The sequence below is a fragment of the Streptomyces sp. GS7 genome (genome assembly GCF_009834125.1).
Classification (GTDB): domain Bacteria; phylum Actinomycetota; class Actinomycetes; order Streptomycetales; family Streptomycetaceae; genus Streptomyces.
Genome location: NZ_CP047146.1, coordinates 6,364,275 through 6,387,132, shown reverse-complemented (window position 1 = coordinate 6,387,132; position 22,858 = coordinate 6,364,275). Strand labels below are relative to the sequence as shown.

At 69.6% G+C, this 22,858-nt stretch carries 23 protein-coding genes and 2 pseudogenes; 8 read left to right on the top strand and 17 right to left on the bottom strand.

Annotated features, from left to right (window positions below; genetic code table 11):
* Positions 1-5 precede the first annotated feature (5 nt).
* From GR130_RS27815 to GR130_RS27795, 6 genes are all read left to right on the top strand, one after another.
* Positions 6-587, top strand: a complete 582-nt coding sequence (locus tag GR130_RS27815) for a hypothetical protein (protein ID WP_159507249.1) — start codon at positions 6-8, stop codon at positions 585-587.
* A 234-nt stretch (positions 588-821) separates the two neighbouring features.
* Complete coding sequence (locus GR130_RS27810; RefSeq protein ID WP_159507248.1) at positions 822-1,163, top strand: hypothetical protein; 342 nt, start codon at positions 822-824, stop codon at positions 1,161-1,163.
* Positions 1,164-1,199: 36 nt separating this feature from the next.
* The gene (locus tag GR130_RS27805) at positions 1,200-2,282 is read left to right on the top strand and encodes an IS630 family transposase (RefSeq protein ID WP_201305020.1); all 1,083 of its coding nucleotides are present in this window, start codon (positions 1,200-1,202) and stop codon (positions 2,280-2,282) included.
* A gap of 42 nt (positions 2,283-2,324) precedes the next feature.
* Entirely contained in the window at positions 2,325-2,627 is a 303-nt protein-coding gene (locus GR130_RS40990) for a golvesin C-terminal-like domain-containing protein (protein WP_236573568.1), read from the top strand.
* Positions 2,624-3,616 (top strand): SGNH/GDSL hydrolase family protein, encoded by a 993-nt coding sequence (locus GR130_RS27800; RefSeq protein WP_236573567.1) that lies wholly within the window; start codon positions 2,624-2,626, stop codon positions 3,614-3,616. Before GR130_RS40990 ends, GR130_RS27800 begins: the two co-directional genes overlap by 4 nt.
* A 108-nt stretch (positions 3,617-3,724) precedes the next feature.
* Positions 3,725-4,510 (top strand): hypothetical protein, encoded by a 786-nt coding sequence (locus tag GR130_RS27795; protein ID WP_159507246.1) that lies wholly within the window; start codon positions 3,725-3,727, stop codon positions 4,508-4,510.
* On the opposite strand, the gene GR130_RS27790 is transcribed toward GR130_RS27795, so the two are convergent.
* The 4 genes and pseudogenes from GR130_RS27790 to GR130_RS27775 all read right to left on the bottom strand — a co-directional run bounded on the left by GR130_RS27790 (position 4,454) and on the right by GR130_RS27775 (position 7,589).
* Entirely contained in the window at positions 4,454-4,849 is a 396-nt protein-coding gene (locus GR130_RS27790; protein WP_159507245.1) for a hypothetical protein, read from the bottom strand. The two genes, GR130_RS27795 and GR130_RS27790, sit on opposite strands and share 57 nt — an antisense overlap.
* A gap of 425 nt (positions 4,850-5,274) precedes the next feature.
* Positions 5,275-5,937: a hypothetical protein gene (locus GR130_RS27785; RefSeq protein ID WP_159507244.1), complete on the bottom strand. Its 663-nt coding sequence runs from the start codon at positions 5,935-5,937 to the stop codon at positions 5,275-5,277.
* Positions 5,933-6,564, bottom strand: a pseudogene (locus tag GR130_RS27780) (IS5 family transposase); the annotation flags it as partial. The gene GR130_RS27785 and the pseudogene GR130_RS27780, both read right to left, overlap by 5 nt.
* A gap of 257 nt (positions 6,565-6,821) precedes the next feature.
* Positions 6,822-7,589 (bottom strand): AraC family transcriptional regulator, encoded by a 768-nt coding sequence (locus tag GR130_RS27775; protein ID WP_159507243.1) that lies wholly within the window; start codon positions 7,587-7,589, stop codon positions 6,822-6,824.
* A 54-nt stretch (positions 7,590-7,643) separates the two neighbouring features.
* Here GR130_RS27775 and GR130_RS27770 point away from each other — a divergent pair, with 54 nt between their 5' ends.
* Both GR130_RS27770 and GR130_RS27765 read left to right on the top strand, forming a co-directional pair.
* Positions 7,644-8,879: an MFS transporter gene (locus GR130_RS27770; protein ID WP_159507242.1), complete on the top strand. Its 1,236-nt coding sequence runs from the start codon at positions 7,644-7,646 to the stop codon at positions 8,877-8,879.
* A gap of 81 nt (positions 8,880-8,960) precedes the next feature.
* Positions 8,961-9,173, top strand: coding sequence for a hypothetical protein (locus GR130_RS27765; protein ID WP_159507241.1), 213 nt, complete (start codon positions 8,961-8,963; stop codon positions 9,171-9,173).
* 131 nt (positions 9,174-9,304) lie between these two features.
* On the opposite strand, the pseudogene GR130_RS40985 reads toward GR130_RS27765, so the two are convergent.
* The 13 genes and pseudogenes from GR130_RS40985 to GR130_RS27705 form a co-directional block, all read right to left on the bottom strand.
* Positions 9,305-9,475, bottom strand: a pseudogene (locus tag GR130_RS40985) (IS701 family transposase); the annotation flags it as partial.
* A 37-nt stretch (positions 9,476-9,512) separates the two neighbouring features.
* Positions 9,513-10,718, bottom strand: a complete 1,206-nt coding sequence (locus GR130_RS27760) for an NAD(P)/FAD-dependent oxidoreductase (protein ID WP_159507240.1) — start codon at positions 10,716-10,718, stop codon at positions 9,513-9,515.
* The gene (locus tag GR130_RS27755) at positions 10,715-12,097 is read right to left on the bottom strand and encodes an NAD(P)/FAD-dependent oxidoreductase (protein ID WP_159507239.1); all 1,383 of its coding nucleotides are present in this window, start codon (positions 12,095-12,097) and stop codon (positions 10,715-10,717) included. Before GR130_RS27755 ends, GR130_RS27760 begins: the two co-directional genes overlap by 4 nt.
* The gene (locus GR130_RS27750) at positions 12,094-14,190 is read right to left on the bottom strand and encodes a molybdopterin oxidoreductase family protein (RefSeq protein ID WP_236573565.1); all 2,097 of its coding nucleotides are present in this window, start codon (positions 14,188-14,190) and stop codon (positions 12,094-12,096) included. Before GR130_RS27750 ends, GR130_RS27755 begins: the two co-directional genes overlap by 4 nt.
* The gene (locus GR130_RS27745; protein WP_159507238.1) at positions 14,183-15,559 is read right to left on the bottom strand and encodes a nitrate/nitrite transporter; all 1,377 of its coding nucleotides are present in this window, start codon (positions 15,557-15,559) and stop codon (positions 14,183-14,185) included. Before GR130_RS27745 ends, GR130_RS27750 begins: the two co-directional genes overlap by 8 nt.
* 30 nt (positions 15,560-15,589) lie before the next feature.
* Complete coding sequence (gene ssuE, locus GR130_RS27740) at positions 15,590-16,123, bottom strand: NADPH-dependent FMN reductase (protein ID WP_159507237.1); 534 nt, start codon at positions 16,121-16,123, stop codon at positions 15,590-15,592.
* 94 nt (positions 16,124-16,217) lie between these two features.
* Positions 16,218-17,081, bottom strand: coding sequence for a PAS domain-containing protein (locus tag GR130_RS27735; protein WP_159507236.1), 864 nt, complete (start codon positions 17,079-17,081; stop codon positions 16,218-16,220).
* A gap of 69 nt (positions 17,082-17,150) precedes the next feature.
* Positions 17,151-17,885 carry a thioesterase II family protein gene (locus tag GR130_RS27730; protein ID WP_159507235.1) on the bottom strand — a complete coding sequence of 245 codons (735 nt, stop codon included), beginning with the start codon at positions 17,883-17,885 and terminating at the stop codon, positions 17,151-17,153.
* Between the two features lie 27 nt (positions 17,886-17,912).
* Positions 17,913-18,143, bottom strand: coding sequence for an acyl carrier protein (locus GR130_RS27725; RefSeq protein ID WP_159507234.1), 231 nt, complete (start codon positions 18,141-18,143; stop codon positions 17,913-17,915).
* Between the two features lie 40 nt (positions 18,144-18,183).
* On the bottom strand, positions 18,184-18,753 hold the full coding sequence (locus GR130_RS27720) for a GAF domain-containing protein (protein WP_159507233.1): 570 nt from the start codon (positions 18,751-18,753) through the stop codon (positions 18,184-18,186).
* 104 nt (positions 18,754-18,857) lie between these two features.
* The gene (locus tag GR130_RS27715; RefSeq protein WP_159507232.1) at positions 18,858-20,072 is read right to left on the bottom strand and encodes an acyl-CoA dehydrogenase family protein; all 1,215 of its coding nucleotides are present in this window, start codon (positions 20,070-20,072) and stop codon (positions 18,858-18,860) included.
* Entirely contained in the window at positions 20,069-21,754 is a 1,686-nt protein-coding gene (locus GR130_RS27710) for an amino acid adenylation domain-containing protein (protein WP_159507231.1), read from the bottom strand. The genes GR130_RS27715 and GR130_RS27710 overlap by 4 nt, the downstream gene beginning before the upstream one ends.
* A gap of 38 nt (positions 21,755-21,792) precedes the next feature.
* Positions 21,793-22,842 (bottom strand): methyltransferase, encoded by a 1,050-nt coding sequence (locus tag GR130_RS27705; RefSeq protein WP_159507230.1) that lies wholly within the window; start codon positions 22,840-22,842, stop codon positions 21,793-21,795.
* Positions 22,843-22,858: the final 16 nt, after the last annotated feature.

The following is a 22,858-nucleotide window of genomic DNA, read 5'->3' as shown; positions in this document are numbered from 1 at the left end:
GAAACATGGATGAATCCAGACTGGCCGATTCGCTCGCCGAGGCGGGGCTCAAGTACCTGGGCATGATTGACTCGACGGCTCGCCTCATCCCTCCGGCTCTCGCCGGCTTCGCCAACAGCTGCCCTGCCGAGGGAGTGGCCGATGTCGAATATTTGATGTCGGACGATCCGCAGTTTTTGGAAAAGGTGAATTCCGGATGGTACCGCCTGTCGAGGGAGGGTGGGCTCTTCCCATCAGGGGATCCTGAATTCCTCCTTGCGGTGAATTGTGCAGAACCCGACGAACCGCGCGTCTGGCGGTGGGCGAGGATTTCACTGTCGGATCAGTGGGACATCGCGGGCACCGGTGCGGCCACCGGAGTCCTCGGAAACGGGTCCGGCCTTCCGGCGTTTGTCATGCTGTCTCTCGACGGAAACACGATTGTACGAGCACAACAAGGCGAAAAATCCACCGAGTTCGTGCTCGTGCGCGAGCCTCATCATGTCCAGTTCTTCCGGCAGCTCGCTGTGCAGATGTCCCGATGGCCTGACACCACGGAGTTGACCAAAGCTGCCATCGAACGCTGGCTGACCGCCACTGCGGAATGACGCACACAGGAATGCCGTACGAGCTTCCGCCTCATGAGGCACGACTGGCCCCGCGACGCGCCCCCGGGCAAACGCTCGGAGGTCACCAGGAGGAACGCCGCTCACACGCCGCAGGCGGTGGCCCTCGGCACTGCTGTTGCGGTGCCCTTCCCCACGACATGCATCTGCTGTCAGTTTCTACGCGAAGCCGTACGCGCCCTCAACGGTGACCATGGATCCGGAGAACCGCACGTCATGCCCAGTCCCTGCGGAAACGAGCACATCAAGTACGAGAAGCTCATCACCGAGCCCGGCCGCGGCTACCGCCTCCAGTACGGACAGCCCATCTGCGCCGGCGCCCCATCAGGCTCCCATGTGGTCGCCTCCGTCCCCGACACCACCAAAACGTGGAGTGACTGCGGACAGATCGCCTCATCAGGCAGCTTCCAGTTCACCTTCTACCCCGACAGCGACAACAACTACGAAGCAAAAGAAGACCTCTATCAGATCGGCGGCGGCTACGGCGGCCACTTCTGGTACGCCCGCACTCGCAACGCCAACCACCTAGTGTCTCGTGATCCTGTCAGCGTTACTTAATCTTGTGTGTCTCGTTCTCTTGGCATGGAGCTCTCTATGGAACAGGCCGCCGAGCTGCGGGAGTTGGTGAGCAGTCGGGACGTGCCTGCGGATATAGCCACGCGCGGCCGGATCGTGCTGTGGTCGGGTGAGGGGCGACGACGCAAGGACATCGCTGAGCTGCTTGGAGTGTCGCTGCCGACGGTGGACCGCTGGAAGCGCCGTTATGCCGAGCACGGCCTGGCCGGGCTGGAAGGCGACCGGCCCGGCGGGGCCCGGGAACAAGTGCCGGCGCGGGTTCGGGCCCGGGTGATTGCGCTGACGCGCATGACGCCGCCGGACGGCACCGGTCTTTCGCACTGGTCCACACGCGAGTTGGCGAAGTACCTGAAGCGCGCTGAGGGCGTCACCGTGTCCTGGCACTACATCGCCAGGATCTGGAGGGAGGAGCATCTCAAGCCGCACCGGTCGGGCACCTTCAAGATTTCGAAGGACCCGGCGTTCGCGCAGAAGGTCGCCGACGTGATCGGTCTCTACCTCGACCCGCCCGGCGGCGCGGTGGTGCTGTCGATCGACGAGAAGACGCAGGTGCAGGCGCTGGATCGGACCCAGCCGGTGCTGCCCGTGGCGTTCGCGGCCACCGAGAAACGCACCCACGACTATGTGCGGAATGGCACGACGAACCTGTTCGCGGCCCTCGATGTCGGCACCGGCGAGGTGCTCGGCGAGTGCAAGCCGAACCGGGACGGCGCGACCTTCCTCGCCTTCTTGAAGAGGGCCGTAAAACCACACGCGGGCAAGGAGATCCACGTCGTCTTGGACAACCTGTCCACGCACACCACGCCGGAGGTGAACGCGTGGCTGTCGAAGAACCCGCAGATCCACTTCCACTTCACTCCCGCCGGCTCCTCCTGGTTGAACCAGATCGAGATCTGGTTCGGCATCCTGACCCGGCAGTCGATCCGTCGCGGGACGTTCTCCAGCGTCAACGTCCTGGTCAAGCAGATCCGCGACTACATCAACTCCTGGAACCAGGAGGCAAAACCCTTCACCTGGACCACGACCGCCGACGAGGTTCTCGCGAAGGTCCGGCTCGTCCAGACCAGCGTGAGGAAACTCGTCAACAACAACGTGAACTGACGCAAACAGGATCACGAGACACTAGGCGGCGTAGACGGCCCCATGACCATCAACGGCACCTGGACCGACCCCGAAACCCTCGGATGGGCCCGCGTCCTGGTCCACCTCCCCGGCACCGGCGCACAGACCCGCCAGGCGAAATACAGGGTCCTCAATACCGACAGTCACAGCCCAGAACGCGTCGTCGAGCAGCGCGCAGGCCGATGGGTCAGCCTCGGTGTCTTCCACTTCAACGGAACGCCCAAGGTCGAGCTGTCCAACAACACCAAAGACGGCACCGCAGACGAAGACATCGCCTGGGGGCCGTCGCCTTCCAGCCCCTTTCCGGTAAGCCGAAGAACATGATCGTCGCCATGGGCGACTCCTACTCCTCCGGCGAAGGCGCCTCCGAAGGAAACCGCGACTATTACCCTGAAACCAACTACCGCAAAGTCAACAACGAAAAGACCCGCGACGCCTGCCACCGCTCCCACTACGCCTGGTCACGGCAGGCCAAACTTCCCGGCGAGTCCCAGTCGATCGGATACCTCGACGACAACTCGGACTTCGACATGGACTACCACCTCATCGCCTGCTCCGGAGCCCGCACCTACAACGTCCTGAGCAAGGTCCAGGACAGCGGTGGTGAACTCCCGCAGATCGACCAGGGCTACCTCGACGAAAACACCACCCTGGTCACCATCTCCATCGGCGGCAACGACGCCCGCTTCTCCGACATCATCCAGAAGTGCCTGATCTCCTTCGGAGGCGGCAACTGCAAGGACAAGACGTTCGACAAGCCGGACGACGACGTCCACGGCCGGGACCAGAAGTTCCTCGGACAGCCACTGGAGAACGCCGCCCCCGGCATCATCAACGAAATCGTCCGACCCGACATCACCCAGACCCTCTACCAGATCCACGCGCTCGCCCCGAACGCGAAGATCGCCCTCATGGGCTACCCGCCCCTGATCTCCGACAAGGGCTCCTGCCTCAACATCAGCATCATCGGCCTGCCCGTCATCGGCCTGACCGAAGACTCCACCGCATGGCTCAACAGCACAGCCGACACCCTCGCCACCGCCATGCAAGGCGCAGCCGACGACGCCAAGAAGCAGGGCGTACCCGTCTGGTTCTCCAACCCCAAGAACGACTTCGAGGGCCAGGCGGTATGCGGTGACCCCGAACAGGTCCACGGCATAGTGAAGACCCTCACCGCATCCGACGATCCGATCAAGGACTGGCCGCTCATCAACAAGTACGGCCTCTCCGCCCAGTCGTTCCACCCCAAGATCGGAGGAGCCCGCCTCTACGCGAACTCCCTGGAACGCACCATGGCAGGCATGGGCCTGTAGCCACACCAACCCACCAATCGGCGGGGGCACCTCAAACGGGCTGCCCACGCACCCAATATGAGTACCCGTACGGATAGACGCCGCGGGCCGCATCGCCACAATGGCCGCATGACCGTAAACCAGGCGCAGGACGCCGCAACCGCCATACGCGCCGCCGCCAAACGCCTCTTAGGGCTCCTCTCCGTCCTCCTCATCTTCGCCCTCACCGCCTGCTCCTCCCAAACCCGCGCCACCAGCCCCAAAGAGGTACGCAGACTCGCAGGAAGCAAACAGGCCGAAGAATCCCGGCACAAGGCAGAGAAACAACTGCGATCCATCGCAGACGCCTACGACAAGAAAACCCCCCTCACCCTGGCCCTGATCACCGTGGACGACATCTGCTCAGGCGGAGAAGCCAAACAGTGGTTCTTCCAGGACGGAAAAGACCAGTACAAGATCCGCTGCGCCCTGCGCCTCACCGCCTACTACGGCGCCGACCCCCACCGCATCGGAGACGTCCTGGACGGCATCTTCACCGCCGGTGACCACTACTCCTCCGACGGCGCTCCCGGCGACACCATCCCGTTCAACCACGACACCCATCGCAGGCGCCTCGTCGGCTACTACCGCGGCCACGGCCCGAACCCGACGGGCCCGGACACGCAGGAACCGGCCCAGGTGTTCAACCCCTCGCAGACCTTGTCATGGGACACCGTACGCAGCAGCAAGAGGCGGCTGGTGCAAGAGCTGAGCCCGTGCATGAAGAGCGATCCGCCAGCCACTCGGTGCCTGCGCGAACCGGCGCAGAAGACGGTGGCTGACATACGCAAGCAGTACGGAATGGTGTTCAAAATGGAATTATCGGTCACTGACTACTACAAGGTGTCTAAGAAGGGTGAAGTCCTTATAAGTTAGAGAGCCTTCACGCCCACCGCGTCCGATCAGTTCGGTCACCGGCCTCCTACGTTGCCTCCCCGCCCGGCAACCACCGGCCCCGAGATCCCGATGCTCTACCCCGCCCTCCACATACGCCTGCGGCACCCCGATGACCGGATGGTTGACGAAGGGGGCCGGAGCACGCCACGGGTCTTCCAGGGCGGCCTGGTCCCGGGAGTCGCGCGGCGTATGCAGCGACGCCTCACCGCCGATGGTTCGCGCCGCGGCAATCGCCGTGATGATTCCCTCGTGCTCGATCGCGTTCCACTCATACTCCCCGGTCTCGACCTTCACGTTCGTCCGGTCGTAGTTCTTCATCGCGCCCGCAACACGCTCCCCGCCATCGGCATCAATCGCGGCGCGAACACCGTCCGCAGCTCCAGCGCCACCGACAGAGCCGCGTAGCCGGGTTTCATGCGAAGGGAGTGGTAGGCCTCGCCCGGGATGAGGTAGCTGAGTCCAGAGCGGCGGCGCCGGTGGCCGGGTCTATGCCTTCGAGGACGAGCGGTGTCTGTGGGGCGCTAGCGTTTGAGGCGTTGGGAGAACGATTCAGCGGATGCGTTGTCGCAGCTCGAGCCGACACGGCCCGTGCTGCCGCGGCGGATGCCGTGCCAGCGGTGGACCTTGGCGAAGGCGGCCGAAACCTGTTGCGTGCCTCTGTCCGTGTGGAAGACGTCCCCAGGACTTGAACCGGTGCTACGGCAGTCGCAATTCGCCCCGCATCACCGGTGTGTATGTATGGTTCAAGTCTCCCCTCGGACACAAACCAAATCCCCACGGCTTCTCTGAAGCCGTGGGGATTTGTCGTTGTTGGGGGTGTGCGGGGTGGGGGCGATCTCGGCGTGGATGGTCTGGTTGCCGGGGGTGTAGGTGAGCTGGAGTCCGAGTTGGCGGTAGAACTCGGCTCTGTCTTCGGGGTCGGCTTGGCGGATGACGGCGACGAGCTCGCTGATGGAGCGGACGAGGTGGGCGATCTCGTCTCGGGTCATGCGGCGGGGGTGGGTGCCGCGGGTGGCGGTGCGCAGGTCGGCTTCGGCGCGGGCGCGTGTGGCCTGGGTCTCGGCGATCCACTGGGTGATCACGATGGGGTCGGGGCCGGCTTCGAGGGCGGCGCGGTGGGTGGCGAGCTTCGTGTCGCAGTCGGCGATCAGTGCGCGGGCGGCTTCGGCTGAGGTGGTCTGTGCGGTCGGGCAGCTCTCGGGGGTGGCTGCGGCGGCCATGTGGTCGAGGGTGTCGTCGAGGCGGTGGGGTTGGAACACGGTGGTGAGCCAGTCGTCGAGTGTCGAGGTGATCCACTTCTCTCGGAGGTAGACGTTGCGGGGGTGGTGGATGCGGTTGGCGAGTGCGTATTCCTCGGGGAAGCGGCAGCGGTAGGAGGCGTCGCCGTGGGACCACTGGGCCTGCATCGGAGCTGGCGGGCAGGGTCTCGTAGTCGCGGGCGAGGCGGCGACGCAACGTGATCCATCCGGTGCTCCGTCCCACGATCCAGCGCCTTTTGAGGACATGAAAGCCACGGGTTTCAGGGCTTCTGTTGACGACCTCGACATCGATTCCACGCTTCGCCCATGCTCGACGACGGCGCTCTTGAAGCCGGTGTCGCCCCAACTCTTGGTTGGAGATGGTCGGGTGGGTCTTTTTGGCCTGGTCGAGGAGTGGTATTCCCACGGCGTTTTCCGACAGGCTCGCGGCGGTGACGGTCACGGCGAGGATCAGCCCGATCGCGTCGGTGAGGATGCCCCGCTTCCGGCGTACGATCTTCTTGCCCGCATCAGTTCCCTGGCGGGTCAGGGGCACGTTCGTGGAGGTCTTCACACTCTGGGTGTCGATCACGGACTCTGTCGGTTCGGGCTTGCGCCCCTCCTCCACGCGTGCCAGGCCGGCGGGTCGTAGTTGAGCTGGGCGAAAGTTCCCCCGTCGCGCCAGGCCGCGTAGTAGGCGTACACGTTGCCATGGTTGGGGAAGTCGCGCGGGAGGCATTTCGATGGGATTTCCGTGCGGTTGACGTAGAGGAGCGCGTCGAGGACGTCGCGGCACGGGCACCGCTTGCGTGGTCTTGCCGGCCGGACTGTGACGAGAGCCCTTGGGAGCCAGGGATCGGCGCCACGATGCGGGCCGTACCAGCCGAGCGTGTGCAGACGTTCTCCGGCAGGCCAACCACGACGGGGCCGGGCCGGCCGCTCCGAGCCGTATGGAGGCGCCGATCGGTAGCACTCCGCAACGGCCGCAGTGCTCCACACCAACAGCCAGGAGCGCGACGCGGCACTCGCCCCCGCCGGCTGACGGCCGGCCTCTACCCGTTCCGTCCCATCGTCCGCGCCGCGTCCGCGGAGCGGCCCGGTGTGTGGCCGAAGGCGCGGCGGAAGACGTCGATGAACGCGCTGGCTGAGGACCAGCCACACCGGTGCGCCACCACCGTCACCGGCGTGTCCTCGGCGAGCAGCACCAGGGCGTGGGAGAGCCGCAGTTGAGTGCGCCACTGCGGGAACGTCATGCCGAGGTCGGCCTTGAACAGCCGTGACAGTGTGCGGTCGCTGGCGCCGACCTGTCTGCCCAGGGCGGCCAGGGTGCGGTTGTCGGCCGGGTCGGCGTGCAGGATCTCGCACAGCGTCCTGAGTTGCGGTGCGGCCGGCGCCGGGACGTGCAGAGGCTGCTGGGGTGAGACTCGCAGCTGGTCGCACAGGACGGCACGCAGGCGCCGACGTTCCGGGCTGTCGTCCGCCGGGTCGCGGGTGCAGGTGAGGATCAGTTCCCTCAGCAGCGGACTGACACTCAGCACGGTGGGCTGGTCGAGGTCGATCGGGTTGGTGTCCGCAGGGAGGCCGACCAGGTGCAGTTCCAGCTCGCCGTGCGCCCGGTGGGAGTGCACGGTGCCGGCCGGCACCCAGATCGCCCGGGTGGCCGGGGCCGTCCAGGAGCCGGCGCCGGTCGTGACGGCGAGCACGCCCCGGCCCGCGTAAACGAGCTGGTGGTCGTCGTGCCGGTGGGCGTCGATCCCTGTGCCCGGAGCCAGCCAGCGGGCGCTGGTCGGTGCCACTGACTCATGGCGGATATTCTTCATCGATTGGCAGATTATCGGAAGCGCGACAGGGTGGCCATGAACCACCATGGCGCCATGTCAAGGAACAAGTCGATCGTTCTGCTGTCGGTCGGACATGCCTGTGTGGACGTCTACCAGGGCGCCGTGGCGGCCCTGGTCCCGTTCTTCGTTGCCGAGCGTGCCTACACCTACGCCGCGGCCTCGGGCATCGTCCTCGCCGCCAGCCTGCTGTCCTCGGTGGTGCAGCCCTTATTCGGCGCGCTCACCGACCGGCACTCCATGCCCTGGCTGCTGCCGGCGAGCACGGTCCTCGGCGGGCTCGGCGTGGCCCTGAGCGGGGTCAGCGGCTCGTACGCGCTCACGCTGCTCTTCGTGGCACTGTCCGGCATCGGGGTCGCCGCGTACCATCCGGAGTCCGCTCGGGTCGCACGGGTCGCCAGCAAGGGCAGCCACAGCTCCATGGGCTGGTTCTCCCTGGGCGGCAACGTCGGATTCGCGGCGGCTCCTCTCCTGGTCTCCGTCGTGATCGCCACGGGCGGGCTGCGGTTCTCCCCGCTGCTGATCCTGCCCGCGCTGGTCGGCAGCGTGCTGACGCTGCCGGTGCTGAGGGCGCTGGACAAGGCGCCGTCCACCGACGGCGGCAAGGGCGCCGCGGAGGGGCGGAACGACTGGGTGTCGTTCGTGCGGCTGTCGCTGGCGGTGGTGTGCCGGTCGATCGCCTTCATCGGTATGAGTACCTTCGTCGCCTTCCACGTCCGGGAGCAGACGGGCGGCGGGACGGCGGCGGGGACGGTCGCGCTGTTCGTGCTCTATCTCGGCGGTGCCGTCGGCACGGTCGTCGGCAGCAAGCTGGCCCACCGCTGGGACCGGGTCACGGTGGTGAGCATGTCGTACCTGATCACGGTCGCGGCCATTGCCGGCGTGGTGTTCGTGCCCGGCCCGGCGATCTACCTGTTCGTGGCGCTGACCTCGATCGGCCTGTACGTCCCGTTCTCGCTGCAGGTCACGCTCGCCCAGGACTATCTGCCCACGCGCGTCGGAACGGCCAGCGGGGTCACCCTCGGCCTCATGGTCAGCGTCGGCGGTCTGACCAGTCCCCTCATCGGCAGCATCGCCGACGCCACCTCGCTGCGCACGGCCCTGATGCCGCTGATCGTGATGCCCGCCCTGAGCTGGCTGCTGTTCCGCACCCTGCCCGAACCGGCCGTGCCGAAGCTGCTGTTGGGAGAGGGCGGCGAGGAAGCGGCGCAGGAGACCGCGGAGACCGCGCAGGAGACCGGGAAACACTCCACCGAGCGCAGCAGCCTCTGACCGGCCCGCGTCGCTCCCCCCGGGCCGCCTGATTACCCGTCACGGAAGGACGACGAAGTGCGACGAGCAGCGAGCCGGCACGTGACGTCCCCTTCGGCCGCACCGACCCAGGATGTCTGCCCGCTGGCCGCCTGGGGCTGCCGTACCGGACTGCGGCAGCCCGACTGGCGGCTGGTGTCCAGCCATGACACGTCGGACGGCAGCGTCGAGTATTGCCGCTGCACCTGTGCGGCGCTGGTGATCCTGCACGAGGGCGAGCTGGCGGCCTTTGCGGCGGATCACCCTGCCCAGTAGTGCTTCGTCAGGTTGAGTTTGCCGTGCGGTGGCCTGTTCGGGGTCGGGCCGGTAGGTCGCAGTGGTAGGTGGGCATGCGCCGGTCCAGCACAGCAGCAGGTCCTGTACAACGTTGAGGACTTGGTAGAAGGTCAGGCCGGCGCTTGGGCCTTTGGGCCCGGGCGGCGGAGGGTGAGGAAGGCGTGGGCGGCTGTGACGAGGGTGACTTGGTGGTGCCGGCCACGCCAGGTGCGACCCTCGAAGTGGTCCAGTCCCAGGCCGTGCTTCATCTCGCGGTGGTCATGCTCGATCCGCCGGCGGATCTCGGAGGCAGGCGGGAGTTCGACAACAGGCCGTGGTTCAGGGCAGCAGCAGCTGCTCCAGGTCCGCCGGCGGCCGGCGGCCGACGAAGGAGCCGAGCCGGGAGCGGGACCCGGTATCGCCCGCGAGAATGCCGCCGAGCAGAGTGCCGGTGTCCGGCCGCAGGAAGATTTTGGCGTAGCGGGTGGTGCCGTCGGCGAAGGCCACCTCGACCGGCCGGAGGTCCCCCGAGTGCGTCGTGGTGCCGAAGGTGGCCATGTGTACGCCGAGGAGCTTGAGCGTCGTGGCGCCGTCGGCCCGGTCGAAGGGCTCCGCGTCCCGGCCCGTCAGCTGGGTCGCCACGGACTCGGCCATGGCGTATCCGGGGGCGACCAGGCCGTGGCAACGGCCCTGTACGGCGGCGCACTCGCCGATGGCCCAGATGTGCGGGTCAGCGGTACGGCAGTAGGCGTCGACGAGGAAGCCGCCGCGTTCGCCGCGTGCCAGGTCGAGCGGTCCGGCCAGCTCGTCCCGCGGCCGGATCCCCGCGGCGAAGACGACCAGGCCCGCGTCCAGTGTCGTACCGTCGCCGAGCGTGACGGCGCGCACCGTGCCACCGGACCGGGCGTGCACCTTTGCGACCACGGTGCCGCAGTGCAGGCGCAGGCCGAGTCCGGCGGCGTGCCGGTGCAGCACCTCGGCGGCTTCGGCGTCGAGTTGAGCGGGCATCAGGTGGGGTGCCGCCTCCACGACGTGCGGGCGCACGCCCAGTCGGCTCAGGGCGTGCGCCGCCTCCAGGCCGAGCAGACCGCCGCCGACCACCACACCCTGACCGCCGGGGCGTACCGTGCGGCGGATCGCGTCCAGGTCCTCGAAGGTGCGGTAGACGAAGCAGTGCTTGAGGTCCCGGCCGGGTACCGGAGGGACGAAGGGGCGGGAGCCGGTGGCCAGGACCAGGACGTCGTAGCGGATCCGGTCGCCGCCCTTCGTCACGACCGTGTGTGCCGCGCGGTCGGCGCGGACGACGGGCGACGCCAGGCGCAGCTCCACACGGGGATCGGTGAGGAAGTCCCGGTCGGCGAGGGTCAGTTCGTCCCTGCTGCGGCCGGCCAGATAGGTGGACAGGGCCATGCGGTCGTAGGCGGGGTGGGGTTCCTCGGCGAGGATCACGATGCGCCAGTCGCGTGCCGTGTCCAGGGCGAGCAACTGGTCGGCGAGCCGGTGTCCGGTCATCCCGTGTCCGGCGACCACCAGGACCCGGGTCATGGGGTCTGCTCCCCGTCGTGCCGCATCTCGCGTGCCCATCGGGCGCACAGCTCCGCCACCTCACGGCCGCAGCCGCCGCAGCCGGTCGTGGCCCGGGTGGCGGTGGCGAGCGCGGTGACCGTACGGGCGCCGGCCCGCCATGCTTTGGCCAGGGACTGGCGCTGCACGCTGTTGCACAGACAGATCAAGGCATCCTCGGGCGGGTCGAGATCCGTCGACGCCGGCTGCGGCGGCCCGCCGAGGAGCAGCCCTAGGCGGTCGGAGGGCAGCACCCGGCCTTTTCGGTGGAGCTCGCCTACGGAGGCGATGGCGTCCGGCAGGCCGAACAGCGCGGCGGCGACGAGGTGTTCACCGCGCAGCGCGAGCCTGGCGTATCGCCCGCCGTCCCGGTCGACGAAGGTGAGGCGGCGCAGGGCGGGATCCGCGAAGGCGTCCGGTGCGCCTACGCAGGCCACCTCGGCGATGTCGGTGCGCAGCCGGAACACCGCGGGCGTGCTCCGGTGCGCGGACGCGTCCTGCCCGGTGAGGATGAGGGCGAGGCTGTCGGCCTGGGCCCAGGCGGCCTCGATGCCGGCCACGGCCCGGCCCTCGTGCTCGGCGCAGTCGCCGATGGCGTGGATGCGCGGGTCGCTGGTACGCAGCCGGTCGTCGACGACGATTCCGGTACGGACCCTGAGTCCGGCCGCCCGGGCGAGGCCCACGTCAGGGTGCGCCCCGGTGCACAGGGCAAGGGTGTCGGCGGGCAGCCGGACCCCGTCGTCGAGAAGCACGCTGCCGGGCTCGCGCCCGGTGACGGTACGCCCGGCGAGCACGGTGACGCCCGCGCGTTCCAGGGCCTCGGTGAGCATGCCGGAGGCCGCCTCGCCGAGCCGGTCGTGGAGGGGGTGCGGGCCGGCGCAGACCAGGGTGGTGGCGGTGCCGCGGGCGGTCAGGGCGGCGGCGGTCTCCACGCCCAGCGGCCCGCCGCCGAGGACGACCACGGCTTCCCCCGTGATCCGTGCGCAGTCTGCCGCGGTACGCAGCACGGTCACGCCGGGGCTCCGCGCACCGCGGATGTCCGGCACGTCGGCGCGTGCTCCGGTGGCGAGGACCAAGATGTCGTATCCGTGGACGGCCTCGGACGTGCGTACCTCGCGGCGCACCCGGTCGATGTGGGTGACGGGCGCGCCGGAGTGCGCCTCGACGCCGGGCAGGGCCGGCAGGCGCAGTGCTTCGGGGGCGGCCCGGCCGGAGAGGACGTACGACAGCAGGGGCCGGTGGTAGGCGGGTTCCGGTTCGGCGCCGAGGATCGTGACGGGCCCCGGGTGGCCGTGGTGGCGCAGTCGGCCGGCGAGGCGGTGGCCGGCGGGGCCGCCTCCGACGACGAGGATCCGGCTCATGGCGTGGCCTCCGGGAGCCGTTCGAGGCGTACGGCGCTCAGCTTGAATTCGGGCATGCCACTGCGGGGGTCGAGGGCGGGGTGGGTGAAGAGGTTGGCGCGGCCGTCGCCCGGAAAGTGGAACGGTATGAAGAGGGTGTCCGGGCGCATCGTCGGGTCGAGCCGGATCCGGCCTGTCATGCTGCCGCGGACAGAGGTGACGCGGGCGAGGGCGCGGTCGGCGACTCCGGCGCGGGCGGCGGTGTCGGGGTGGACGGAGATCAACGGCTCGGGTACGGCGCCGTGCAGTTCGGCGACGCGCCGGGTCTGCGCCCCGGACTGGTAGTGCGCGAGGACCCGGCCGGTGGTGGCGTGCAGCGGGTACGCGGCACTGGTGTGCTCGGCGGGCCCGCGGTGGTCGACCTCGTCGAACCACGCCCGGCCGTCGGGGTGCGCGAACCGCTCCAGGAAGAGCCGGGGCGTACCGGGGTGCGCGGGCTCGGTGTCGGGGCAGGGCCAGTGCAGGGCCTCCCCGGCGTCCAGGCGCCGGTAGCTGATGCCGGAGTAGTCGGCGCGTCCGCCCCGGGATGCCGCGCGGAGTTCGTCGAAGACGTCCCTCGGGGCGGTCGGGTAGCGGTGCGGGGGTTCGCCGAGCCGCACGGCGAGGCCGTGCAGGACCTCCAGATCGGTGCGGACGTGCGGGGGCGGCGTCAGCAGGGCGCGGCGGCGCAGCACCCGGCCCTCCAGGCTGGTCAGCGTGCCCTCCTCCTCGGCCCACTGGGTGACCGGCAGTACGACGTCGGCCGTGCGGGCGGTCTCCGAGGGGACGAAGTCGGCCACCACCAGCAGGTCCAGCGAGGCCAGCCGCTCGGCCACGCGCGCGGCGTGCGGTGCGGAGACGACGGGGTTCGACCCGAACACCAGCAGGGCGCGCGGCCCCTGGTCGCGGCCGAGGGAGTCCAGGAGTTCGTACGCGGTGCGCCCGGGGCCGGGGAGCGACTCGGGCGGCACGCCCCAGACGCCGGCGACGTGGGCGCGGGCCTCGGGGTCGGTGAGGGAGCGGTAGCCGGGCAACTGGTCGGCCTTCTGCCCGTGTTCGCGCCCGCCCTGGCCGTTGCCCTGGCCGGTCAGGCATCCGTATCCGCCGTGGCCGGAGCCGGGCAGGCCCAACGCGAGGGCGAGGTTGATGAAGGCCGCGGCGGTGTCGGTGCCCTGGCTGTGCTGGTCGACGCCGCGGCCGGTGAGGACGTAGGCGTTGCGGGCCGCCGAGAGCATCCGGGCGGCGGTGCGCTGGGCGCTCGCCGGGACGCCGGTGACGGCCTCGACCCGCTCGGGCCACCACGCCATCGCCCGGCGTACGGCGCTTTCGAAGCCGTGCGTGCGGCGCCGGATGTACTCCGCGTCGGCGAGCCCGTCGACGACGGTGATGTGCAGCAGCCCGAGCGCCAGGGCGAGGTCGGTGCCGGGGGCGGGCTGGAGGTGCAGCTTGGCTCGCTGGGCGGTGGGGGTGTGCCTGGGGTCTATGACGATGAGTTCCGCCGCGTCGAGGTGCTGCATCAGCGGCGGCATGGTCTCGGCGACGTTGGCGCCGGCCAGCAGCACCGCGTCGGCGGTCGCGAGGTCGGTGACGGGGAAGGGCAGGCCGCGGTCCACGCCGAAGGCGGCGTTGCCGGCCGCGGCGGCGGACGACATGCAGAACCGGCCGTTGTAGTCGATGTTCCTCGTGCCCAGCGCCAGCCGGGCGAACTTGCCGAGCAGATAGGCCTTTTCGTTGGTGAGGCCGCCGCCCCCCAAGACGGCCACCGCGTCGGGGCCGTACCGCGTGCGCAGCTCGCGCAGCCGCCCGGCGACCGTGTCGAGGGCGAGGTCCCAGGTGGTCTCGGTGAGATGGCCGTCCGGCGCGCGGACCAGCGGCTCGGTCAGCCGGTCGGCGGCGGCCAGGACGTCGGGCGCGGTCCAGCCCTTCTGGCACAGGCGGCCGCGGTTGACCGGGAAGTCGGCCGGGCGCAGGGTCACGCCGATGTCCCGGTCGCCGGCCAGCCGTGTACCGCATTGCAGGGCGCAGTACGGGCAGTGCGTGTCCACTTCCGGTGTGCGGGAGGGTGGTTCAGACACGGCTTCTCGCCTCGGGGCGGTCGGTCGGGGCTGCGTGCTCGGCGGGTTTCCGGCGCAGGTAGACGACCCGGATGAGCACCATGCACAGGGCGTAGTAGCCGAGGAAGGCGAGGAAGGCGGGCGCACCGGAGCCGGTGCCGTCGGCGTACGACAGCTTGAAGGTGATGTTGATGGCGGCGCCGCCGAGCGCGCCGATCGCCCCGGCAATGGCGATGACCGCCCCGGACAGCCGGCGCGCCCGGGCGAACGCGGAACCGGCATCCCGGCCGGCGGTGACCTCGTCCTCGGCGCGCCCCGAGAACACGGCGGGGATCATCTTGTACGTGGAGCCGTTGCCGATGCCGCTGAGTACGAACAAGGCGGTGAAGCCGGCGATGAACAGGGCGAAGGAGCCGACCCTGGTCGCGCAGAGCAGGAGGAGGGTGCCGGCGCCCATGCCGAGGAAGTTCCAGAAGGTCACCCTCGCCCCGCCCAGCCGGTCGGCCAGCAGCCCGCCCAGCGGCCGGGCCGCGGAGCCCAGCAGTGGACCGAGGAAGGTGTAGCCGACGGCGGTGAGCGGGGTGGCGTCGAACTCGTTCTGCAGCACCAGGCCGAAGGCGAAGCCATAGCCGATGAACGAGCCGAACGTGCCGATGTACAGCAGCGAGATCCACCAGGTGTCCCGGTCGCGGGCGGCCTCGCGCTGCGTTCCCGGGGTGGCCCGCACGGCGTCCACGTTGTCCATCCGCCAGGCCGCGAGCAGCGCGACGAGCACGATCAGCGGCAGATAGACCGCGGCGACGTACGACGGGTGGGTCCGGCCCGCCACGGCGACGACGGTGAGCCCGACGAGTTGCACGGACGCGACGCCGAGGTTCCCGCCGCCGGCGTTCAGGCCGAGGGCCCAGCCCTGGTGGCGCTGCGGATACAGGGCGGTGAGGTTCGTCATCGACGATGCGAAGTTCCCGCCGCCCACGCCCGCCAGCGCACCGATGACCAGGAACACCCACAGCGGTGTGCCGGGCCGCTGGACGAAGTACAGCGCGAGAAGGGCCGGCACGAGGAGGATCGCGGTGGCGAACACGGTCCAGTTCCGGCCGCCGTACCGGGTCACGGCGAAGCTGTACGGCAGCCGCAGCAGGGCACCGACGACGGTGGGCGTGGCCACGAGGAGGAACTTCTCTCCGGCGTCGAAGCCGAGGCCGATGTCGGGCGACATGAACAGGACGAGGACGGACCACAGCGTCCACACGGAGAAGCCGATGTGTTCGCTGAGCACGGACAGGACGAGATTGCGGCGCGCGACCCGCCGGCCGTACCGCTCCCAGGCGTCCTCGTCCTCGGGATCCCAGTCGACGAGCCACTTTCCCTTGCGGGGACGGTGAGCCATGGTGTGCTCCAGCGGTGTGGGAAGGCCGGCTCAGGATGCCGAGATCAGGGACTTGCGGAACTGTTCGATCACGTCGTCGAGCAACCGCGTGCTCTCCGGGAGCAGGTGCGGCCGGCCCTCCTGCCACGCGAGGTGTTCGTCGAGGAGGAAGAGGCTCTGCACCACATGCCGGGCACCGAGCGCGTGCGCCACGGGCCGCAGGGCGTAGTCGAGGACGAGGAGGTGGGCGATGCTGCCGCCGGTGGCCAGGGGAAGCACGGCCTTCTGCTGGAATCCGTACTGGGGCAGCAGGTCCAGGAAGGTCTTGAGCAGACCCGAGAAACTCGCTTTGTACGTCGGTGTGGCGAGGACGATGCCATCGGCCCGGGCGACCTGTTCCAGGGCCTCGGCGATGGCGGGATGCGTGGCGTCGGCGTTCAGCAGTGGCGCGGCCGGCAGGGTGCGGACCCTGAGGTGTCCGACGTGCCACTCGTAGTCGGCGAGGCGTCGCGCCACGTGGTCGCCGATGGCTTCGGTCTTGGAAGTCGCGGACGGGCTGCCGGATATGACCAATACGTGGGACACAGCCACCCCTGGTGTCGTGTGGTCCGGTCGGGAAACTGGGCGGGTGCGGAGCGGGCGGGGCGTGGGACATGTCCCACGCCCCGCCCGTGGGGTGTCAGGAAGGCCAGCCGAAGGCGCTGATGGTGTCGCGGGCGCGCTGCGGCTCCGGGTCGCTGAAGACGAAGCACCGGGTGTTGGTGACGCTGCCGCCCTCGGCCTGGGCGGTCGAGAAGATCAGCACGGGTTGCGGGGCGCCCTCCCTGGTCAGGAAGTTGGCCCGGAAGTTGATGATCGGCGAGTCCTCGTCCCAGCGGCCGAGGAAGTCGTCGAGCAGCCCCTTGTCCTCGTAGATGGTGCGGATGTGCTGGCCGACGTACTCGGACGGCGCGGAGGTGTAGCCGACGAGGGCCACGTCCGCCGGGTTGGCACGCATGACCTGGCCGTTGACGCCGATCAGGTGGATCGCCACCGGGGCGACCTCGTAGAACTCGCGCATGACGTCCTCGGACTCCTTGGTGGGAGCCAGGGTGGGCAGCGGGCGCTCGTTGACGGCGCGGATCCAGGACGCGGCGTCCGAGGTGACGTCCTCGGCGCTGTCGTTGGAGACCGGGAGTCGCTCGCCGAGCTCCGGCCGGCTCACCCAGTGGATGCGGGTGTCGTCGCCGCTGCCGGTCAGCACGGCGTTCACGCGGGCGATCTGCTCGTGCCCGCCGTCGATGCCGCGGTAGGTGACCTGGACGTTCTCCACCCGCTGTTCCTCCTCCAAACGCCGGATCAGCGTCCGGAGGCCGTCCTGCGCGCTGTCGAGCAGGATCCGGCCGCCGAGGTGGTCGGCCTCCCCGCCCATCAGCACGGACTGCGCCCGGTTGTGCAGTACGACGGCACCGGAGCGGTCGGTGACCGCGATGCCCACCGAGCTGTTCGCGATGACGTCGATCAGCTGCTCGACCGAGGGTGCTTCCTGGGGGTCGTTCGGCATCTCTGAACTCCATTCACTTCGGGTGTAGGGATGAGGGAGATCGGTTCCGGAGGGGGCCCGGACGCCGGTTCATTCCAGGTGCGGAACGAGTTCCGGATGCCGGCTGTCGTCGACGATGCGGGCGATGGCGTCGGCGACCGTCCGCTGACCGGACAGGTAGTAGTCGTGACCGCCGCGGAAGGTGAACATCCCGAGGTACGGGCCGCTCGTGAAGCGTTTCCACTGCTCCATCTCGTGCGGTCGGGCAAAGGGGTCGGAGGTGCCGCACAGCGTGGCCAGGGGGGCCCGCACCACCTGGTGCGCGGTCCGGTACTCGCCCCGTATGCGCAGGTCCCGGTCCATCCACTGCTCCCCGGCGCTCTCCTGCCGGTCCGGCGTCCGCAAGGCGGCGAAAGCGGTGGCCAGCAGCGGGCGGGGAGTGCTGCCCGGCTCGCGGGCGCCCGACGCGGACAGGCTCGCGGCCGCGCAGTCGGGCCGGGCCTCGAAACGGAGCGTCAGTTCGTAGGCGTACAGCGCCCCCAGGCTGTGTCCGAAGAAGTGCAGCCGTCGGCCCGGCACGGTCTCGGCCAGGTCGGCGGCCCAGCGGTCGGCCGCGCTGTGCACGGAGTCGGGTGACTCCTCGTCCGCCAGTCGTCCACGCCCCGGCGTCTCGCAGTGCACGGTGGGCAGGGTGTCCGGGAGGAGCTCACTGATCGGGAGGTAAGGCGAGGTGACGCTGCCCGCCGGCGGAAGGAACACGACGACATCGTCGGCCTTGTCGACATCGCCCTGGATGACTAGGGATCGTTCGTTTCTCGTGTCCATCGCCGCTCCCTGCACGGATGTCGGCCGTCATTGGAAGAAGGTCTGCTCGATGCCCTTGAGGGTGCGAAAGGAATCGAGGCTGACGTCGTTCGACTCCAGCGCCGCGCCGCGCAAGTCCTCGATGAAAAGGACGAGTTCGACGAACTGCAGGGAGTCGACGATGCGTGAGTCGATGATGTCGGTCTCGGGCTGCAGATCCGTCAGGTCGGGATTGCGCTCAAGAATCCAGTCGCGTACGTCGGTCCAGTCCGCTGCCATCAGCCCTCCTCGGTGGTGACCGGCGTTCGGTGCGGCCGTGTCACTGCCCGGCGCGGGCGGTCAGGCCGGCGAGCGCGTTGAACGCCCCCACGCGGTCGGCCACTTCGGACGCCAGGGCGAGGTCCCCGGGGCTGAAGGCACCCCGGCGGTGGTTCGCCTGCCGTACGAGGACGAGGTACCCGCCGGACAGCCCCCGGTAGGCGAGGGAGAGGGCCACCGCCGATTCACCCCCTCCCTCGCGCAGCAGTTCCAGGTGGCGCGGGTCGGTCTTGGGGGCCAGCCCCTCGTGCTCGCTGATGACGAGCTGCCGCTGCCCCGTCTCCGCGGCGAGGCCGCGCAAGGACTCGACGACGGAGGTCAGCTCGTCCGGGCCCTGGAAGACGGCCTGGCCGTGGGTGGGCTCGGCGTCCAGCGAGACCGCGTGGGCGAAGAACGGCACGCAGGTGCGGGCCACCGCCGGGATGACGCCCGACGCGTCCTCGGTGTCGCGGACGGTGGCGCTGACGTGCGCGACGAATCCCAGGGACTCCTCGGCTGCTTTGCGCCCTGCGATGTACTTCAGGGCGGTGTTCCAGTTCTGGGCCGGGCTTTCGGCGGTGTTTTCAGGCATGACGGATCCTTGGAGGTGGGATGCGGATGGATGCGGCGGCCGGTCGGTGCCCTGCGCCTGCATGAGTACGGGAAGGCCGGCTCCGGTCGGGAGAGGCCGGGTGTTCAGGCGAACCGAACGTCCGGGTCCAGCAGGCAAAGCCGCCCGTCGGCCAGGTGCAGCCGGTCGTTGCTGTAGTTGAGGGCGGCCGAGCGCAGGTCGCGCAGGGCCTTTTCCAGGCGGGTCGGCGAGTCCTGGAGATAGCCGTGCTTGAGGCCGGTCGCGTCGATGAGCTCGTCGACGGCGGCGTAGCACTCCTCGGCCGCCGTGATCTTGAGGTTGTTCAGGAGCAGTTGGTGACTGGTGACCGACCAGTCCGTCCCGGACTCGGCCAGTGCCTGGGTCCGGCGCAGCAGCGCGTGGACGGTCTCCAGCCGCTGCCGGGCCCTGGACAGCCGGGTGAGCAGCAATTCCGAGCCCAGATCGAAACGTTTGCGGCCGGCCGGGTCGCGCAGCAGGCGTAGTACCCGGGACAGGGCCCCGGAGGCGGTGCCCAGCCAAACGGCCGACCAGCCGATGTGGGCGAGGGGGCCGAAGACGGACTGCACGATGCGGTGGAACGCGCCGTGCTCGCCGATCACCTGGTGGGCGGGGATCCGGCCGCTGAGCGTCAGCGGCAGACTGTGCGTGGCGCGCATCCCCATCGGGTTCCACTGCCCGGTGACCTCCACGTGCAGCTGGTGGCGGTGGGCGTAGACGAGGGAGACATGCTGGTCCGCCGTGGCGTTCGGGCTGCGCATGGTGATCAGGAAGCCGTCCGCGGAGGTGCCGCCGGTCGAGATGGGGACGGTCCGGTCGACCACCAGAGTCCCTGCTGCCTCGTGCAGCGGGGCCTCGGACTTGAACAGGTCGGCGCCCTTGCCGCTCTCGGTGGTCACGGACGCCAGGTACAGCTTGCCCTCGGCGAGAAGCGGGATCAGCTCCTCCCGCAGGGGCGACGCGGCGTGCCGCACCACCGCCTCGGCCTGCTGACAGTGCATCACGAAGATCATGGCCAGCGACATGTCGGTGCGCCCGAGCACCATGCCCGTCTCGATGAGGTCACCGAGGGTGCCGCCGAGGCCGCCCTCCTCCTTGGGCACCTGAAGGCCGAGCAGGCGGGTGCTGCGCAGCTCCGCCATCGCCTCCTCAGGGAACGTCGCGTCCCGCTCGGTGCGGTCCAGGTGCTGTTCGGCGACCCGGGTCACCGCTGCGAGGCGTTCCGCGAGGTCGGGGACGCCGACCCGGCCCGTGTCCTGGGACGCCCTTGCCGTCGCTGTCGTTGCCGTTGTCGTGGTCATCGCGCCTCTTTCCGGGGGCTGGCCGTGGCCGCCGTGAGCGACCGGTAGTCGATCTTTCCGTTGCGGCTCAGGGGCAGCTCGGCCCACTCCTGCCAGCGGCGGGGGACCATCACCGGGGGCAGGGCCGCGCTGAGCGCCCGACGTAGTTCCTGCTGCGGCACCTCGGTGCGCAGGGTGTAGTGGGCGACGAGTTCGCTCAGGCCGCCCTCGTCGGAGACGGTGGCGGCGCACTGCTCGACGGCGGGGTGCCGGCTGAGTACGGCCTCGATCTCGTCGAGTTCCATCCGGACGCCGCCGACCTTGACCTGCCGGTCACCGCGCCCCAGGTAGTACAGAAGTCCGTCCTCGACGCGGGCGAGGTCGCCGGTGCGGTAGATCCGGCCGGTCGCGGAGTCCGGGTCGAAGGGGTCGCGGAAGAAGGCGCGTTCGGTGGTGGCGGGGTCATTGAGATAGCCGAGCCCGACACAGGTGCCGCCGACGAACAGTTCGCCGCTCTCTCCCGGCTCGGCCGGCCTCCAGGTGCCGTCCTCGGTCTGGAGCAGGACATGGAGGGCGCAGTTGGCCACGGGGGTGCCGACCGGCAGCCGGGGGCGCCTCAGGTCGGCGCGCGCCACCGTGTGCAGCGTGACGTCGTCGGAGCACTCCGCGGGTCCGTAGGCGTTGAGGAGGGACACGTGCGGGAGCGTGTCGAGCACCTGCTCCGCCAGGGCGGGATACAGCTCCTCGCCGGTGGACAGCAGCCACCGCAGATTCGGCAGCGTCGGCCCCTCTTGGCGCCGTGTCTCGTCGACGAGCCGGCCGACGACCGTGGGCACCAGCTCCACGACGGTCACGCCCGCGGTGTCGAGGGCACCGATGAGCCAGCGCGGCATGCGCATGACAGCATCGTCGATCACGACGACCTTGCCGCCGACCAGGAACGGGCAGAGCATCTGCCAGATGGAGATGTCGAACACCAGCGGGGCCGAGAAGGCCACCGCGTCCTCCGGTCCCAGCGACAGGTCGGCTGTCTTGGACCACAGGTGGTTGAGCAGACCCTGGTGCTCGATGGTGGCGCCCTTCGGGCGGCCGGTCGTGCCCGAGGTGAAGATCGTGTACCGGGCCTCGCCGGTGCGGTCGCCGTACGTGTCCTCGTCCATGGGGCCGGGCTTGCCTTCTGTCGGCAGGCTCAGTGTGCCGATTTCCTCGGCATCGGCGGCCGAGCGCGCGGCCGAGTCGGTGCGGCCGGAGTAGTCGAGCAGCAGGGCCGGCTTGCTGCGGTCGAGCACATCCCGGACGCGGTCCTCCGGCCAGCTCATGTCGATCGGCAGATACGACGCCCCGAGGCTCTCCAAGGCCAGGAAGGCGACCGGCGTGTGCGCGCTGCGCGGCCCCACGGCGGCGACCACGTCACCGGCTCGCACCCCGTGGGCGTACAGCGCGTCCCTTGCCGAGGCGACCCTGGCGAGCAACTGCCCGTAGTTCAGGGTGCGTTCGCCGTCCAGGACCGCACAGGCATCCGGCCGGTTCCGGGCGTGCCGGACGACGTGGTCGAGGAGGGCGGTCTCCGTATCGAGCGCCACCGGGTTGCGCAGGGCCAGTTCCTGTGCCCGGGTGACCGCGCCCGGTGCCAAGGGCAGTTCGGGGCGGAACTGTGGATCGGGGTCGGCGGTGCGCTGCGGGGGCGGGGCCTGGCTGTTCAAGGTCTCTCCAGGGGCCGTAGGAGGCGAGTGGCGATGGGTCAGCTGGGCACCGCGACGAGGAGATGCGACTCCAGCGGCAGCCGGTGCAGGGATTCCACGGCGAACCCGGCTTTTCCGAGGAGGGCGCGGTAGTGCGTCTCGTCCCGTTCGCGCCCCTGGCCGAGCACCACCAGCATGTGCAGGTTGTAGCCCTGGGTGAGCGAGGAACCGGTGCCCTTGGTGAGGATGCGTTCCAGGATCACCAGCCGGGCGCCCGGGGCCATCGCGCGGCGGCAGTTGGTGAGGATCCGGTGGCAGGTCTCGTCGTCGAAGCAGTGCAGGATGCGGGAGAGGAGGTAGACGTCGCCGTCGGCGGGCACCGAATCGAAGAGGTTGCCGGCGATCCGCTCGCAGCGGTCCGCGTGCACCGTGGCGATCGGGCGGTTCGCCGTCTCCTCGATGACATCGGGTGCGTCGAACAGTACGGCGCGGGCGCCGGGGTTCGCCTTGAGGATCTCGTCGAGGAGCGCTCCGTGCCCGCCGGCGACGTCCACGATCCGACGTGCCCGGGAGAAGTCGAAGGCGTCGGGGACCTCGGCGAAGAAGGGGGCGCTCGCCGTCATGGCGCGTTCGTACGTCAGCGACACGTCGGGGTTCTGGTGCAGGTACGAGAACAGGTCACTGCCGAAGACACGGGTGAAGGCCGGTCGTCCGGTGTGGAGGGAGTGGGACAGGGCATCCCACGCCTGGTAGAAGTGCGAGCCGTAGATACGGACGTGGTCGATCATCGAGTCAGGGGCGTCGGTGCGCAGCAACTCGCCGACGCGGGTGAGGGCGTAGCCGCCGGTGTCGTCGCCGTCGACCACACCCAGGCTGCCGAGGAACAGCAGCAGCCGTCCCAGGGCGTCGGCGTCGGTGCCGGTGCGGTGCGCCAGGTCGACGGTGGGGGTCCGTCCGGCGGCCGCGATGCGGTCGACGATGCCCAGTTCGGTCGCCACGTAGACGGCCTGCGTCTTCCAGAAGCCGGCCATCAGCTCGATGAGCTGCCGACCCGCCGTGTTCTCGGTGGCGCTCCGCGTGGTCACGTCCACCTCCTCCTGGTCGTCCATGGTCAGGCCCCACCGT